We start from the raw sequence: 14,220 nt of genomic DNA on the forward strand, positions 1-14,220 counted from the left end.
CACACTTGTCCCAAGTCGTCATTTAGAAGCCCCGCCCGAACTCGCGGATGTCACGCGCAGTGGTGCGGGCGAATTCCTGAACGATCGGGATCAGCAGGCTCGCGATGAACTGGTCACCGTTCGCCAGCTCGCGGGCAAGATTGCCGACGTCGGCAACGTCCGCCAGGCCGTCTTCCGCCAGGCGACGACGAACCATCGCGCGGGCCTCTGCCTGCCTGCCGCTGTTGATAAGCTGGGCCAGGTCGAGTTCGCCGCGCTGCTGCAACTCACGCATCGCGCGGGACGAACGACGAGCTGCGGCCCTGCTGCTGCCGCCCTCGTACCTGATGAGATCGCTCATGTTGGGCCTTCCTGTCCTTCGCTGTCGGTGCGCGCTGGTTGGTCGCGCAGACCAACCGTCAGCCGGCCAGGGGGCGGCGGTACATGCAGTTGACGTGCAAGTTCAAGGCTGTACGTGATCTGTACGTGGCTGCATGGGATTCTGTACGTACTGGTTGCGTGCAGGCGGGTGGGGACCTAGTGAGCGACGAGACGAAGTTGATCGCGGCCTTCGAGGAGATGCGGCGAGGGGAAGGTGTCACGCCTGCCAAGTTGAATGCCAGGCCGTGGCTCCTCGATCTGCTCAGCACGCCGGGCGATCCAGTCGCTGGGCTGGCAGCCTTGGATCAGGCAATCAACGCCCTGGGTGACAGACGAGTATCCCGCGCTGTCCGCAACGCACTCAACGTCAACATGGAGTGGCATGGCGACCTCGAAGAGCGCCGAGAGTGGGCGTACGGCGTTAACCTTCCCAAGAATGAGCGCTTTCTCGGCGTCAGTCGAGGAACACACATCAAGTACGAGAAGGACGGTTTTGCAGAGCTGGCCCAGCTCATCTTGGCTCGGGCTGCAACTGGCAAATCTGAAGCTGAGAGCGGCGATCCATTCTTGGATGCCGCGCAGCAGCACCTTGATGAAGGAGACGATAGCCAGACGCCTACTGCCGAAGAATCCGCCGTACCTACCAGAACACTGAAGGTAGTAATCCGGCACCGTCATCTGGTGGTGCTAGCAGTTGCCTGCCTTGGTGCTGCTGCCATCATTGCCCCAGCCGCTTGGGATGGTGAGACAAACAAGGAGACGCCTAAGGCGTCGTCCAGTGAGACGCCAGTGAAAATCCCCGAGACAGATCTCGACAATTCTTACGGGTGGGGACCTGATCGAAAGATGTACTCGGTCAAGAGCCCGGCACCATATGCCGTCTTCAACTCGCTCACAGACCAGTTCACCTTTGGCGATGAACGTGAATTCTTGCTGTGTCACGACGAAAAGGAAGCCGTAGATAAGCGGCGCTGGAGCAATCGCATCGCAGCCGAGGATGGTCATTTGTATGACTGCCAGGCATGGTTCTCGAATGCCGTGTCACCGGGCCTTGATAAAGGGAACTCGGCTGCGCAAATCCATAACGCACGCTTTAAAATCGGCGTACGTAAACAACCTGCTTACAACCCTGGCTTGTGGGGGCGACTCAGTGCGGATAACGCACCAGCAGTATGGGCTGCGTGCAACTTCGTGGCCGAGAAGCCGATGGAAATCCTATATATAGAAGATTCGACATACCTCATCACCAAGCCCACTCAAGAAAAGCATGGGGACAAGGGGCTCCCAATATCGGATGGTGACGACAATATATTCACACCGGAAGACGAGGGAGTGCTGGGTGGAATCACCAAGCCTGACGGCGCACTGATCGGTGAGGAAAGGCAAGACGGAATCTTGCGGCAGTCGCCCGGATGGGTGCAGTTCACCATCCTGGTGAAGTTCTCCGATAAGGTCGGTTAACATTGACTAAAATATCAATTCATGTTTAAATAGGCGTGAATTGTCGCGAGTTTCGACGATTTGCATCTTGCCTCTGTCTTCGGATGTGGCACCCCGTTCGGTTGATTTCAGCCAGTGGCGTGCCCTATCCGAATCGAACCAAGAGGCACACAATGTCGGAAAAAGTGCTCGGCCTCGCTGCAATGGTGCACGATCACCGCGAAGTCTTCTTGCGTCAACTCCGCTTCCTGAAAAAGGGGGCCGGGCTCACGCCTGAGAGTGCGGGCGGTGGCACACTGAGATTTCTCCGGTACTTCGGCGTAACAACCGCGCTTGAAGCCTACGAGTTGCTGCGTGCTTCCCTGAACGCCATGGACGCGAGCCACCTCTACGTTCAGGCGCTCCTCAACGCGTACGGCGGTGAAGGACTCGCGGGCGACATCAAGACTCGGCGCAAGAACTTCGCTGAGCAGCACGGGCTCACCGAAGCTCGCGTGTTTCACCTTGAAGACCTCGCCCTGGACGAGATGGTCGAGATCCTCGACGCACTCGCGCAGGGAAAGGAAATCAAGCGACGCACACCTGAAGTCACGGAATCCTCGGTCGAGGAGCCGTCCATCAGGGCTCTCCTGGTCAGCCTCATCGAGGCCACCCAGGAGCAGACGGCGGTCCTGCGAGAGATCAGCACCAAGCTGGACGGCTGGTAACGCCAGACTCCCTCCGACACTCCACCCCGCACCACCCAGCGAAGAACGCCTCCCCGCGTCCGCTGGTCGGTCGCGGGGTGTTCTTCATTTTTGGGGTGTGCGCTGGAACTGTTCGACCAATAGGCCATGGCCGGCTTGCGCTACGTCGACGCGATCCAAAACGACCGCGGCGAGTTCGTGGTTAGCGCCGACCTACACTGCACTGGTTGGCGGACATGCCGCAGTGATTTCCGTTCTTGCATCCCGGACACCCGCAGCGACAGTTCTGTGCGCTGAGAACACTCGACAGAATCTGACGCACTCGCAGACGCATGACATCTCCTTGGTCGTGCGGATATTTTGGGGCGTTATGCTATTTTAAATACATGTTACCCGTCAACCCTCAATTCACTGTGCAGTCCGACGCGTTGAAGCGCGTCGTACGACTGACCAAGAAGAGGGTTGCTCTTATTGAAAATGACCTCCACTTGCTGACGGTCGAGAAAGTTAATCTGCTGGCGCTGCTGCTCGGGCACAAGCAGATCACCGACGTTGCCATAGACCGAGGTGACAAGGCGGCGGCCACACAGCTCCTTGAAGCACTCAACCTCCCGTTCGCTCCCAACCACTACACCGACCCCGACGGCGTGCGGCACGAATGGCTCCAGGTCGCGGCCAACAAGCCGACGCTCGACTACGTATTGAACCGCCGCAACGAGCTGACTGTGCTTGAAGCCGGGGTCCTCTACGGTTACCCCGCCTCTGCCTGCTTGGCGTACGAGGGCCTGCTGGAACAGGAGTGGTTCGGTAAGACGCTTGGCGAGTACTTTTTGTCTGGCGTCTTCTCGAAGCCCTACGTCAACGAGGAGCGTGCGCACTTTGAGCGGGTGTGGCAGGACGTGGCAGCGGTCAGTCCAAGGGTCGTAAGCGAGGCGGTAGGGGCGCGTGCGCAAGACGACTTGGGGCTTGCTGCCTGACGGCACCATATGCGGCGAAACCGGTTGCGATCATGCGCTCCCCGGTGGCTCACTGAACGTCCCGACGTAGAACAGCTCACGAGGTCGCACTATGAGCACACCGCACAGCTTCTACAACCCTGACGACCCCCGGTATGGGGAACAGAATGTTCTTGCGGCAGGGGAGATGGGGTGGATGACTCCTGAGCAACAGCACAATCATCTCGGTGAGATTCATCTGCGTCAGCGCATGATGGATGAGCAGCAGTTGGCCAGATATCGTAACGGTGACTTTCCTGTTACGCCCCGGCCGGTCGATGACCGCCTTCAAAATTGGCTCGAATCAGAAGATGGTCGCCGTGCAGAACGGCACCGTTTGGCGGCAGAGCGTGCTCGTCAGAGACATGCGGCGGAATCCCAGAGGAAGGAGCAGGAAGCGCAAAGCTGGTGGGAGGGGCTGAGTAGCACCGATCAGTACAACTGGCGATGCTCAGCGAGATCAGCCGCGTCTGTCTCCGAGTTGCGGAATGAAGCACTGGTTCGCAAGTTGCAGCTGCCAGCAGAGAGCCTCGTTTGGTACGTCTGGGACTGGTACGGGCCTAGGGCTGATGAGAACTGCGAACATACAGAACGAGGTGATCTCGGTTCAGGGTTCATCACCGCCGCCCTGTGGCTGGTTGCCATCGTCGTCATCGTCGCGGTCATTCGGGCGGCTGCCTAGGGTTATCGAACATTCTTGAGTGGCCAGTCGCACTTCAATTTGGATGTACAGAGAAAAATCCAAGGCCCCCGTCGAGCGGGGGCCTTGGATCAAGCAGATAAACGTTAGGCGACCTTGGCCTTCGCGTACGCTTCCTTGATGTCCGCAGGAACGCGGCCACGGTCGTTCACCTCGTAGCCGTTCTCCTTGGCCCACGCGCGAATCTGTGCGGTGTCGCTGTCACCAGTAGCCCGCCCGGCACCCGCACGCTTGCCACCGCGCGTCTGGCTCGTCTTCCGCCCCTTGTCGACGTACGGCTCCAGCACCTTGCGCAGCTTGGCGGCGTTCTTCTCGCTCAAGTCGATCTCGTATGTCCTGCCATCGAGGCCGAACACGATCGTCTCAGACGCCTCGGACCCGTCGAGGTCATCGACCAGTTGGGTAATGATCTGCTGTGCCATCGTTGGTCTGCCTTCTTCGGGTTCGAGATAATCAACGTCTTACGTTGCGATTCTTATCAGCGCGGCGGCGACGGTCGCAACGTCGTTGGCGAATCATCGTGGCAGAACTCAATCACCGCGCCGCCCGGGCGCCATCCGTGAAGTGTCCCGCAACCGCCTACCGCACTCCTCCACCCACCGAAGAGCACCCCGCGATCGGCTTCTCCGTCATGGCGTCCTGCCCTGTCAGCGGGTCGGATCAGAGGAGGTTGCGCAGGCCATCAAGGACGCGCTGCATCAGGGCGATGGACGCCTGTTCCTTCACGGGACCGGGCTGCGGATTCAGCTCATCCGGCACGCGCAGTTGCAGCGTCTGACCATCCAGCTCGGGGCTTGGCAGTTTGGTCGTCGTGATGAGCGCCCACACGATCTTGCCCCCGGCCGGCGGATGGTAGATGCCCCACTTCTGGGCCAGCGCTTCGACCAGGTGAAGTCCGCGCCCACCTTCGGCATCCGCGGTGACGTGTTGTTTGGCCGGTTCACGCGGGCTGCGGTCCCAGACCTCGACGTACAGTTCATCGCCAATAGCTCGAAGCTGCAAAGCCATGACGTGCTCGGCGGTGACTTCCCATGGCCTCGGCTGCCGGTCGTAGAAGCCGGTCGCCTTGACGGCGTTACTGACCAGCTCGGACATCACGAGGGCGGTGTCGGCGGCGTAGCTGTCCAGCTTCCAGTGCTGAAGCATCAGGTGGACGAACTCGCGCGCAACCGCCACGGCGGAAGCGGCGGTAACAAGGTGCAGCCGGGCAACATGCAGTGTCTTCACAGTGGAAGCGGTCGCGTTCATCGGTCGCCGCCGTTCTCCGCGACGCTCGGCGCACCCGATGACTCGCCCTCGGCGGACGCGACGATCCAGACGTGACCGCCGATCTCCTGCTCAAGTTCTTGTTTGAAAAGCACCAACAGCATCGGCAGTTGGTTCAGGTGCTCACTGGTCGGCACGACTACGTGGCGGATGCCGTGACCTTTGCAGTAGGCGGTCAGCGCGTTGAGGGCGAGCGTCCGTAGCCAGCGCTTCTCAACGAACACCATCGACAGGACGAGCCCTTTACGTTCAGCGAAGGCCGCCATGTCCACAATGTGCTGCCGTTCTACCTGGTCGTCGTCGGACATGCGAAGCCGTAGATACCCAATGCACAGCGGGGCGGGTGTAGTCACCGGGTCTTCACCCCCTGCACGATCCACAGCCGCGCACCGAGTTCCTTCTCGATGTGTTCGCGCATGGCCGCTTGCAGTCCAGGTAGCCGCGCGAAGTGCCACAGCGACGGCACGATGACGTGCTTGACGTCAGTGGCCTTGAGGGCGTCTACGAGGGTGAAGAAGGCCGACTCTTCTTCCGAACCGAGCCGCTCGATGAACAGCCGCTCCAACGTGAAGCCTTCGCGGCTGGCATGAGCCGCAAGCTCCTGCCGGATTGCCTCGTTTTCATCTTGGCCATCGTCGCTTGGCGTTAACCGCATGAAGCCATACATGGCAGGTGGCATCCGCTCCTCCTGGGGGACTGGAACGGCTGGCGAGTGACGTCACCGTCCGCGCCACTCGCCAACCTGCCCGCCAGACAAGCGGTCTGACCTGCAAAGACACCACAGCAAACGTGCGGCACACATGCCGCATCCGTGCGGCGTTTTCTGCCCTGGCCTGCACGGATGTCCCACGAACCGCTACGGTGTTAGCTCGCCCCACACCGGAGGGATGTCCTGGTGGCAGCGAAGCGCATACGTCTCGCCAGGCGGCGGAAGTCGGCAGGCTTCACGCAAGAGGGACTGGCCGAACACCTTAGCGTCGAGCGCTCCACGGTAGGTCGCTGGGAGAATGCCGAGACCGAACCTCAAGCCTGGTTGCGGCCAAAACTGGCACGCGCGCTGAAGGTGACGGCCGAGGAACTGCAAGCACTGCTCGATGACATCGTGGTCACCGATGACCGGCCCAGCGACCGGATGACGTATGCCCTGGAGAATCCAGCCTCCGCCGACCTGATGGTCGTTGCCTACCTCCACGAACGGCTGCGGCAATTGGATGAGTCGTACGACCAAGAGGCATCCACCAGCCTGCTAGGTCGTGCCGGACAACTGCACGGCCAGGTGAAGTTCCTCCGCGAGAATGCCGCCAACCCGCGTGTACGTCGGGCGCTGTACGAAGTCGAAGCCGACTCAGCAACGTTCATGGGGCAGTTGGTCTGGGACGTCAGCCAGCGACGCGACCACCACGCACCCCTGAGCTACTTCGGGGAGGCTGTCGACGCTGCAAGGCATGTCCGTGATCCCTCCATCGAGGCGTACGCGACACTCCGCATGGCCTACGTCGCGCTGTACGGCGAAAAAAATCCGCAGCGCGGAGCTGTCCTGGCGCAGCAGGCAGCCGACGTTGCCACGCTGGTCAGCCCGTCGCTGACTGGACTGTCCCTTCTTCACGTCGCCGAAGGACACGCGATGACCGGCGCGACCTCCGAGTGCGAAGCAGCACTGCGAAAGGCGGAGGATCAGTTCGACCGCATCCACCCCGATGACGTGGCCGCCCCGTACTACACGGTGAACGAGTACAACCGGCTGGCAGGCTCCTGCTATCTGTTCCTCGACCTTCCCGAACGCGCCGAACCCATCCTCCGTATGACTACACGGGCGCTCGCTGCCAAGAAGAAATCTCAAGCCATCGCGCTGGGCAACCTGACCTTGGCGCTCATCCGGCAACGGAAGCTCGACGAAGCAGCCAGCGCCATGCACCGGACGATTGATGCCGTGGAGCTGACTCGTGGTGGTGGCGGGCTTAACCTGGCGTTTGCTGCTGGTCGGGAGCTTCGGCAGTGGCGGCAGGAACCGTGGGCGCAGGAGATCAACGACCGGTTGCTCGCGTTGATGGCAGGGATCTAAACGTACGGGCGGGGTGCAGGGTGAACGACATCGACCAGGCCAAGCAGGCACTGCGCGAGAAGGTGTGGCGTCGCCTGATCGACGGGGGCGGCGCACCCGCCGACTCGTACGGGAAAATCCCCGGCTTCTACGGTGCCGACGACACTGCCGTACAACTGGCCGGTCAGGACTTTTGGCTGCGAGCGACCACCGTGAAGGCCAACCCCGACTGGGCGCAGCTTCCGGTACGTGTCCAGGCGCTCAAGGACGGCAAGCGCGTCTACATGGCCGTGCCGCGTATGGCGTCACTCGAACCGTTCTACCTGCTCGACCCCAAGAACCTCGGGCTTCCACCCGAGGAAGCTGCCGAGAAGAAGGGTGCGGCTCAAGTCGCCCGCCGGCTTGCGCCAGAGTCGATGGAACCTATCGACGTGGTGGTGTGCGGCAGTGTCGCCGTGAACCGATCCGGAGCACGCATCGGGAAGGGTGCCGGGTACTCCGACCTTGAGGTGGCGCTCTTGATCGAGGCGGGCCTCGTCACGGACCGCACGGTGATCGTCGCACCGGTTCACGCGCTCCAGGTGGTCGAGGACGACATCCCCGAAACCGAGCATGATTTTTCCGTGGACTACATCGTCACGCCTGACGAGGTGATCCCCTGCCCTAACCGGCGTCGGCCGTCGGGGCTTGTCTGGAACGACCTCACCGCCGAGAAGATCGCGGCGATTCCGGCGCTGGCAGCACGGGCCGAGCAGGGGTAGCCGGAGCCGTCCCTGGGGGCGCTAGACGGCTAAACTAGTCCTCGGAGCCACCCGCACACGACGCGTCGGGTAGCCCTGTGACCAGCCGAAACGCACGAAACGCATCCGTCAGTTTGGGTATAGTCCACAGCGCATTGAGCCCGCTCGGGTTGGGCAGCACCCACACCCGCGTACCACCGATGACCCGCTCCTGCGGCCCCACCCGGGCTTCGCGGTCGTCGAAAGCGGCGCGGTACGCGGTGACGCCCACCGCCGCCAGCCAGCTCGGCCGCAGTCGTGCCGCCCTCAGGGCGAGCAGGCGCCCGCCCTCGCGGTACTCCTCGGCGGTCAGTTCGTCGGCGCGGGCGGTGGCGCGGGCCACGACGTTGGTGATGCCGAGGCCGTAGGACAGCAGTTCCTCCTGCTCCGACGGTCCCAGCAGGCGGGGCGTGAAGCCGGACAGGTGCAGTACCGGCCAGAAGCGGTTGCCGGGGTGGGCGAAGTGGTGGCCCGTCGCCGCGCTCATCAGGCCGGGGTTGATCCCGCAGAACAGCACCCGCAGGCCGTCCGCGACGACGTCCGGGACGCGACGGTCGCGGGCGGCCTCCAGCTCCGCCGGGGTGAACCGGGCCATGGCGGGGGCGCCGGTCAGAGGATGGCGCCGGGCGTGTAGCCCGCGGCCTCGGGGTGCTGCTTCGCGATCTCCTCGATCCGGGCGACCACGGTGGCCACCTGGTCGGCGGCGGCGCCGGTGAAGGACAGCTTGTCGGCCATCAGCGCGTCGAGCTGGGCGCGGTCCAGCGGCAGGCGCTCGTCGGCGGCGAGCCGGTCGAGGAGCTCGTTGCGCTCGGCGCCCTGCTCCCGCATCGCCAGCGCGCAGGCGACCGCGTTCTCCTTGATCGCCTCGTGCGCGATCTCCCGGCCGACCCCGGCGCGGACCGCGCCCATGAGGACCTTCGTCGTCGCCAGGAACGGCAGGTAGCGGTCCAGCTCACGCGCCACGACGGCCGGGAACGCCCCGAACTCGTCCAGCACCGTCAGGAACGTCTCCAGCAGCCCGTCCAGCGCGAAGAACGCGTCGGGGAGCGCGACCCGGCGCACCACCGAGCAGGACACGTCGCCCTCGTTCCACTGGTCGCCCGCCAGCTCGCCGGTCATCGAGGCGTAGCCGCGCAGGACGACCATCAGGCCGTTGACGCGCTCGCAGGAACGGGTGTTCATCTTGTGCGGCATCGCGGAGGAGCCGACCTGCCCGGGCTTGAAGCCCTCGGTCACCAGCTCGTGGCCCGCCATCAGCCGGACCGTCTTGGCCAGCGAGGACGGCGCCGCCGCCAGCTGCACCAGCGCGGTGACGACCTCGTAGTCCAGCGACCGCGGGTACACCTGCCCGACCGAGGTGAACGCCTGCGAGAAGCCCAGGTGGGCGGCGATCCGCCCCTCCAGGTCGGCCAGCTTCGCGGCGTCCCCGCCGAGCAGGTCCAGCATGTCCTGGGCGGTGCCGACCGGGCCCTTGATACCGCGCAGCGGGTAGCGCCCGAGCAGCTCCTCGACCCGGGTGTACGCCACCAGCAGCTCGTCGGCGGCGGTCGCGAACCGCTTGCCCAGGGTGGTGGCCTGCGCGGCGACGTTGTGCGAGCGCCCCGCCATGACCAGTTCGCCGTACTCCCCGGCGAGCTTGCCGAGCCGGGCGAGGACCGCCACCGTGCGGTCGCGCACCAGCTCCAGGGAGAGCCGGACCTGGAGCTGTTCGACGTTCTCTGTGAGGTCGCGGGAGGTCATGCCCTTGTGGACCTGCTCGTGCCCGGCGAGGTCGTTGAACTCCTCGATCCGCGCCTTCACGTCGTGCCGCGTGACCTTCTCACGCTCGGCGATGGAGGCCAGGTCGACCCGGTCGAGCACGCGCTCGTAGTCGGCGATCGCCGCGTCCGGCACCTCGATCCCGAGGTCCTTCTGGGCCCGCAGCACGGCGAGCCAGAGCTGCCGCTCCAGCCTCACCTTCTGTTCGGGCGACCAGAGGGTGGCCAGTTCGACGGAGGCGTACCGTCCGGCGAGGACGTTGGGGATACGGGGCTTGGCGGGCGCAGGAGTCACGTGTACGGATTCTACTGGCGATTCGTGCAGGCCAGCGCCACGGGGTGGTTCGGAGGAAGCTCCAAGGGCCGTGCGGGCGGGCTACGCCGACCCGTCGTACGGCAGCAGGTCCGGGCGCTTGGGCGGCAGGCCGTCCCCGGAGGAGCGGCCGGTCAGGCGGCGGCCGATCCACGGGAGCAGGTGCTGGCGGGCGAACCGGAGGTCCGTGACGCGCCGGGTCACCCACCCCGGCGGCAGGGTGGGCGGCATGGGGACGCGCCAGTCGGGGTCCGCCGCCTCGTGACCGAGCCCCTGCCAGACCGCCTCCGCCACCCTGCGGTGGCCCTCGGCGGTCAGGTGCAGCCGGTCCACGTCCCACATGCGCGGGTCGGCGAGGGAGGGGGCGCCGTACAGGTCGACGACGAGGGCGCCGTGCCGGGCGGCGAGGTCGTCGACGCAGGCGAAGAGTTCCTCCATGCGCGGGCGGAACCGCTCCAGGACGGGGCCCTGGCGGCCGGGGCTGCGCATCAGCACCAGCTGCTTGCAGGCGGGGGCGAGGCGTTCCACGGCCTCCGTCAGCAGGCCGCGCACCCGGTCCATGTCGCACTTGGGGCGCAGGGTGTCGTTGAGACCGCCGACCAGCGTGATGACGTCGGCGCCCATCGAGGCGGCCACGTCCACCTGCTCGTCGACGATCTGCCCGATGAGCTTGCCGCGCACCGCCAGGTTGGCGTACCGGAAGCCGGGGCTGCTGGCCGCCATCCGGGCGGCCAGCAGGTCGGCCCAGCCGCGGTAGGTGCCGTCGGGCAGCAGGTCCGACATGCCCTCGGTGAAGGAGTCGCCGACCGCGACCAGACTGGCGTACGGGGGAGGGGGGTTCGTCTGCATGGCGTCGGCGATGCTATCCCGACGCCATACCCAGCGGTCGGTCGCCCCCTCCCCCCGGATGTCAGGCCCGCTGCCCGAACAGCTCCCGCAGGACGTCCTCCATGGTCACCAGCCCCGCGAGACGGCCGTCGGAGCCGAGCACGGCGGCCAGGTGGGTGCGGCTGCCGCGCATCGCGGTGAGCACGTCGTCCAGCGGCGTGGCCTCCCGGACCCGCGCGATGGACCGCATGTCCCGCAGCCGGAACGGCAGGTCGCGCGGGGAGGCGTCCAGCGCGTCCTTCACATGCAGGTAGCCGATGATCCGACGCTCCTCGTCCACCACCGGGAAGCGGGAGAACCCGGACTCGGCGGACAGCCGCTCCAGCTCCTCCGGGGTGACGCCCACGCGCGCGTACACCACGCTCTCCAGCGGCATGACGACGTCGCGCACCGGACGGCGGCCCAGCTCAAGCGCGTCGTGCAGCCGCTCCCGCGCCCGCTCGTCGATCAGCCCCGCCTCACCGGAGTCCTTGACCAGCCGGGCCAGCTCGGCGTCCGAGAAGGTCGCCGTGACCTCGTCCTTGGTCTCGATCCGCATCAGCTTCAGCAGACCGTTGGCGAAGGCGTTGATGGTGAAGATCACCGGTCGCAGGCCGCGCGACAGCGCCACCAGCGGCGGGCCGAGCAGCAGCGCGCTGCGCACCGGCTCCGCGAGCGCGATGTTCTTCGGCACCATCTCACCGAGCAGCATGTGCAGATACGTCGCCAGGGTCAGCGCGATCACGAAGGACACCGCGTGCCCCGCGCCGCTCGGCACGCCCACCGCGTGGAACACCGGCTCCAGCAGGTGCGCGATCGCCGGTTCGGCGACCACGCCGAGGACCAGCGTGCACAGCGTGATGCCGAGCTGCGCCGCCGCCATCAGCGCCGACACGTGCTTCAGACCCCACAGCACGCTCTTGGCGCGCCGGTCGCCCTGGTCGGCGTACGGCTCGATCTGGCTGCGGCGCACCGAGATCAGCGCGAACTCGGCGCCCACGAAGAAGGCGTTGACGACCAGCGTCGCGAAACCGATCAGCAGCTGTACGGCGGTCACCGCCCGCCCTCCTCGTCCTCGATGTCCTTGGCGTCGTCGGCGCGCACGGCGTCGTCGTCGAGCGGGGCGTGCAGCAGCACCCGCGCGGCCCGGCGCCCGGAGGCGTCGACCACGTCGAGGCGCCAGCCGTCGACGGCGAGGCTGTCACCGACCGCGGGGATGCGGCCCAGCTGGCTGGCCACCAGACCGGCGAGGGTCTCGTACGGCCCCTCGGGCGGGCGCAGGCCGACGCGGGCGAGCTGGTCCATCCGGGCGGCGCCGTCCGCGGAGTACACGGCGTGGCCGTCGTCGTCCGTCCCGGCCGCGGCCAGGTCGGGCGTCTCGTGCGGGTCGTGCTCGTCGCGGACCTCGCCGACGACCTCCTCGACGATGTCCTCCAGGGTGGCCACGCCCGCCGTACCGCCGTACTCGTCGATGACGACGGCCATGGTGCGCTTGCCGGACAGCCGGTCCAGGAGCCGGTCCACGGTCAGCGACTCGGGGACGAGCAGCGGCTCGCGCATCAGCTCGGCCACCGGCACCCGGGGCCGCTGCTCCGCGGGCACCGCCAGGATGTCCTTGATGTGGGCCGTGCCCACGACGGTGTCGAGGCCGCCGCGGTAGACCGGGAACCGGGACAGGCCCGTCGCCCGGGTCGCGTTCGCCACGTCCTCGCAGGTCGCCTGCGCGTCCAGGGCGATGACCTGCACGCGCGGGGTCATCACGTTCTCCGCGGTGAGGTCGGCCAGGTTCAGGGTGCGCACGAACAGCTCGGCGGTGTCCGCCTCCAGGGCGCCCTCGCGGGCGGAGTGCCGGGCCAGCGCCGCCAGCTCCTGGGGTCCGCGCGCGGACGCCAGCTCCTCGGCGGGCTCGATGCCGAACCGGCGCACCATGTGGTTGGCGGTGTTGTTCAGGTGGGCGATGAACGGCCGGAACGCGGCGCTGAAGAACCGCTGCGCGTTGCCGACCCGCTTGGCCATCCCGAGCGGCTCGGAGATCGCCCAGTTCTTGGGCACCAGCTCGCCGACGACCATCAGGAAGACCGTCGACAGCGCGGTGCCCAGCACCAGCGCGAGGGAGGACGCGGCGGACTCCGAGACGCCGAGGCCGCGCAGCGGTCCGGAGATCAGCTGGGCGATCGACGGTTCGGCGAGCATACCGACCACCAGGTTGGTGACGGTGATGCCGAGCTGCGCGCCGGACAGCTGGAAGGTCAGGTTCCGTACGGCCTTCAGGGCGCCCGCGGCGCCCCGCTCGCCGCGCTGCGCGGCCTGTTCGAGGGCGCCGCGCTCGACCGTGGTCAGGGAGAACTCGGCGGCGACGAAGGCGCCGCACGCGAGGGAGAGCAGGATCGCCACGAACAGCAGGAGCACTTCGGTCATCGGGTCACCCCCGTCCCAGGATCCGGCAGGGCGGGGAGGAACGCACGGTGTCTACTACTGGGAGGCTCGCCCATCGGCGGACGCTCACACCTTTCATGGAGAGACGAGTGTTCCCCCAATAGTAAAGGACCGGCAAAAGAGGTCAGTTCTCGGTCAGGTGCTTCACCCAGCGCCGCCAGTGCTCCTCGGGCGCGTACCCGGCCGCCTCCCACGCGCGCTGGCCGGTCGCGTTGCGGGTCAGCACCATGGCGTCCGCGCGACGGCCCCCAAGCCGTACGAAGCGCTCCCCGGCGGCGGCGAGCAGCGCCGTGCCGACGCCCTGCCGCCGCTGGTCCGGGTGGACCGCGAGCCGGTACAGGTGGCACCGCCACCCGTCGAAGCCGGCGATCACCGTGCCGACCAGCTCACCCGCGCGCTCGGCCAGCAGCAGCGACTCCGGGTCGCGGGCCACCAGCCGCTCCACGCCGTCCCGGTCGTCGCTGATGCTCGTCCCCTCGGCGGCCACCTTCCAGAAGGCCAGTACGGAGTCCAGGTCCGCGGGCCCGGCGGCCCGTATGCGCAGCTCAGTCATGCCGGGATCCCATCATGCGCCCGGCGT

General features: G+C 66.1%; 17 protein-coding genes. 6 read left to right on the plus strand and 11 right to left on the minus strand.

What is annotated here, in order from left to right:
* Window positions 1-22: 22 nt before the first annotated feature.
* On the minus strand, window positions 23-340 hold the full coding sequence (locus ABZ659_RS09105; protein ID WP_360215289.1) for a hypothetical protein: 318 nt from the start codon (window positions 338-340) through the stop codon (window positions 23-25).
* A 179-nt stretch (window positions 341-519) separates the two neighbouring features.
* Between ABZ659_RS09105 and ABZ659_RS09110 the strand changes: the two genes are divergently transcribed.
* The 4 genes from ABZ659_RS09110 (at window position 520) to ABZ659_RS09125 (ending at window position 4,163) form a co-directional block, all read left to right on the plus strand.
* Complete coding sequence (locus ABZ659_RS09110; protein WP_360215292.1) at window positions 520-1,821, plus strand: hypothetical protein; 1,302 nt, start codon at window positions 520-522, stop codon at window positions 1,819-1,821.
* A 152-nt stretch (window positions 1,822-1,973) separates the two neighbouring features.
* The gene (locus ABZ659_RS09115; protein WP_360215295.1) at window positions 1,974-2,507 is read left to right on the plus strand and encodes a hypothetical protein; all 534 of its coding nucleotides are present in this window, start codon (window positions 1,974-1,976) and stop codon (window positions 2,505-2,507) included.
* A gap of 392 nt (window positions 2,508-2,899) precedes the next feature.
* The gene (locus tag ABZ659_RS09120) at window positions 2,900-3,463 is read left to right on the plus strand and encodes a hypothetical protein (RefSeq protein ID WP_360215298.1); all 564 of its coding nucleotides are present in this window, start codon (window positions 2,900-2,902) and stop codon (window positions 3,461-3,463) included.
* Between the two features lie 91 nt (window positions 3,464-3,554).
* On the plus strand, window positions 3,555-4,163 hold the full coding sequence (locus ABZ659_RS09125; protein WP_360215301.1) for a hypothetical protein: 609 nt from the start codon (window positions 3,555-3,557) through the stop codon (window positions 4,161-4,163).
* A gap of 104 nt (window positions 4,164-4,267) precedes the next feature.
* Here ABZ659_RS09125 and ABZ659_RS09130 read toward each other — a convergent pair whose 3' ends face one another.
* The 4 genes from ABZ659_RS09130 to ABZ659_RS09145 all read right to left on the minus strand — a co-directional run bounded on the left by ABZ659_RS09130 (window position 4,268) and on the right by ABZ659_RS09145 (window position 6,126).
* Window positions 4,268-4,603, minus strand: coding sequence for an Lsr2 family protein (locus tag ABZ659_RS09130; protein ID WP_360215304.1), 336 nt, complete (start codon window positions 4,601-4,603; stop codon window positions 4,268-4,270).
* A gap of 238 nt (window positions 4,604-4,841) precedes the next feature.
* Entirely contained in the window at window positions 4,842-5,429 is a 588-nt protein-coding gene (locus tag ABZ659_RS09135; RefSeq protein ID WP_360215307.1) for an ATP-binding protein, read from the minus strand.
* The gene (locus ABZ659_RS09140; RefSeq protein ID WP_360215310.1) at window positions 5,426-5,755 is read right to left on the minus strand and encodes a hypothetical protein; all 330 of its coding nucleotides are present in this window, start codon (window positions 5,753-5,755) and stop codon (window positions 5,426-5,428) included. The genes ABZ659_RS09135 and ABZ659_RS09140 overlap by 4 nt, the downstream gene beginning before the upstream one ends.
* Window positions 5,756-5,796: 41 nt before the next feature.
* Entirely contained in the window at window positions 5,797-6,126 is a 330-nt protein-coding gene (locus ABZ659_RS09145) for a recombinase family protein (protein ID WP_360215313.1), read from the minus strand.
* A 216-nt stretch (window positions 6,127-6,342) separates the two neighbouring features.
* On the opposite strand from ABZ659_RS09145, the gene ABZ659_RS09150 reads away from it, so the two are divergent.
* Window positions 6,343-7,509, plus strand: a complete 1,167-nt coding sequence (locus ABZ659_RS09150) for a helix-turn-helix transcriptional regulator (protein ID WP_360215316.1) — start codon at window positions 6,343-6,345, stop codon at window positions 7,507-7,509.
* A 20-nt stretch (window positions 7,510-7,529) separates the two neighbouring features.
* Window positions 7,530-8,249, plus strand: coding sequence for a 5-formyltetrahydrofolate cyclo-ligase (locus tag ABZ659_RS09155; RefSeq protein WP_360215319.1), 720 nt, complete (start codon window positions 7,530-7,532; stop codon window positions 8,247-8,249).
* A 34-nt stretch (window positions 8,250-8,283) separates the two neighbouring features.
* Here the strand turns inward: ABZ659_RS09155 and mug are convergent, their stop codons facing one another.
* From mug to ABZ659_RS09185, 6 genes are all read right to left on the minus strand, one after another.
* Complete coding sequence (gene mug, locus ABZ659_RS09160; RefSeq protein WP_360215322.1) at window positions 8,284-8,862, minus strand: G/U mismatch-specific DNA glycosylase; 579 nt, start codon at window positions 8,860-8,862, stop codon at window positions 8,284-8,286.
* A 14-nt stretch (window positions 8,863-8,876) separates the two neighbouring features.
* The gene (gene purB / locus ABZ659_RS09165) at window positions 8,877-10,319 is read right to left on the minus strand and encodes an adenylosuccinate lyase (RefSeq protein WP_360215325.1); all 1,443 of its coding nucleotides are present in this window, start codon (window positions 10,317-10,319) and stop codon (window positions 8,877-8,879) included.
* A gap of 81 nt (window positions 10,320-10,400) precedes the next feature.
* Window positions 10,401-11,186: an SGNH/GDSL hydrolase family protein gene (locus tag ABZ659_RS09170; protein WP_360215328.1), complete on the minus strand. Its 786-nt coding sequence runs from the start codon at window positions 11,184-11,186 to the stop codon at window positions 10,401-10,403.
* A 61-nt stretch (window positions 11,187-11,247) separates the two neighbouring features.
* On the minus strand, window positions 11,248-12,261 hold the full coding sequence (locus ABZ659_RS09175) for a hemolysin family protein (protein WP_360215331.1): 1,014 nt from the start codon (window positions 12,259-12,261) through the stop codon (window positions 11,248-11,250).
* Entirely contained in the window at window positions 12,258-13,622 is a 1,365-nt protein-coding gene (locus tag ABZ659_RS09180; protein WP_360215334.1) for a hemolysin family protein, read from the minus strand. The genes ABZ659_RS09175 and ABZ659_RS09180 overlap by 4 nt, the downstream gene beginning before the upstream one ends.
* A gap of 142 nt (window positions 13,623-13,764) precedes the next feature.
* Window positions 13,765-14,193, minus strand: a complete 429-nt coding sequence (locus ABZ659_RS09185) for a GNAT family N-acetyltransferase (RefSeq protein WP_360215337.1) — start codon at window positions 14,191-14,193, stop codon at window positions 13,765-13,767.
* Window positions 14,194-14,220 lie beyond the last annotated feature (27 nt).

This window comes from Streptomyces sp. NPDC006997 (assembly GCF_040635175.1).
Lineage (GTDB): Bacteria > Actinomycetota > Actinomycetes > Streptomycetales > Streptomycetaceae > Streptomyces.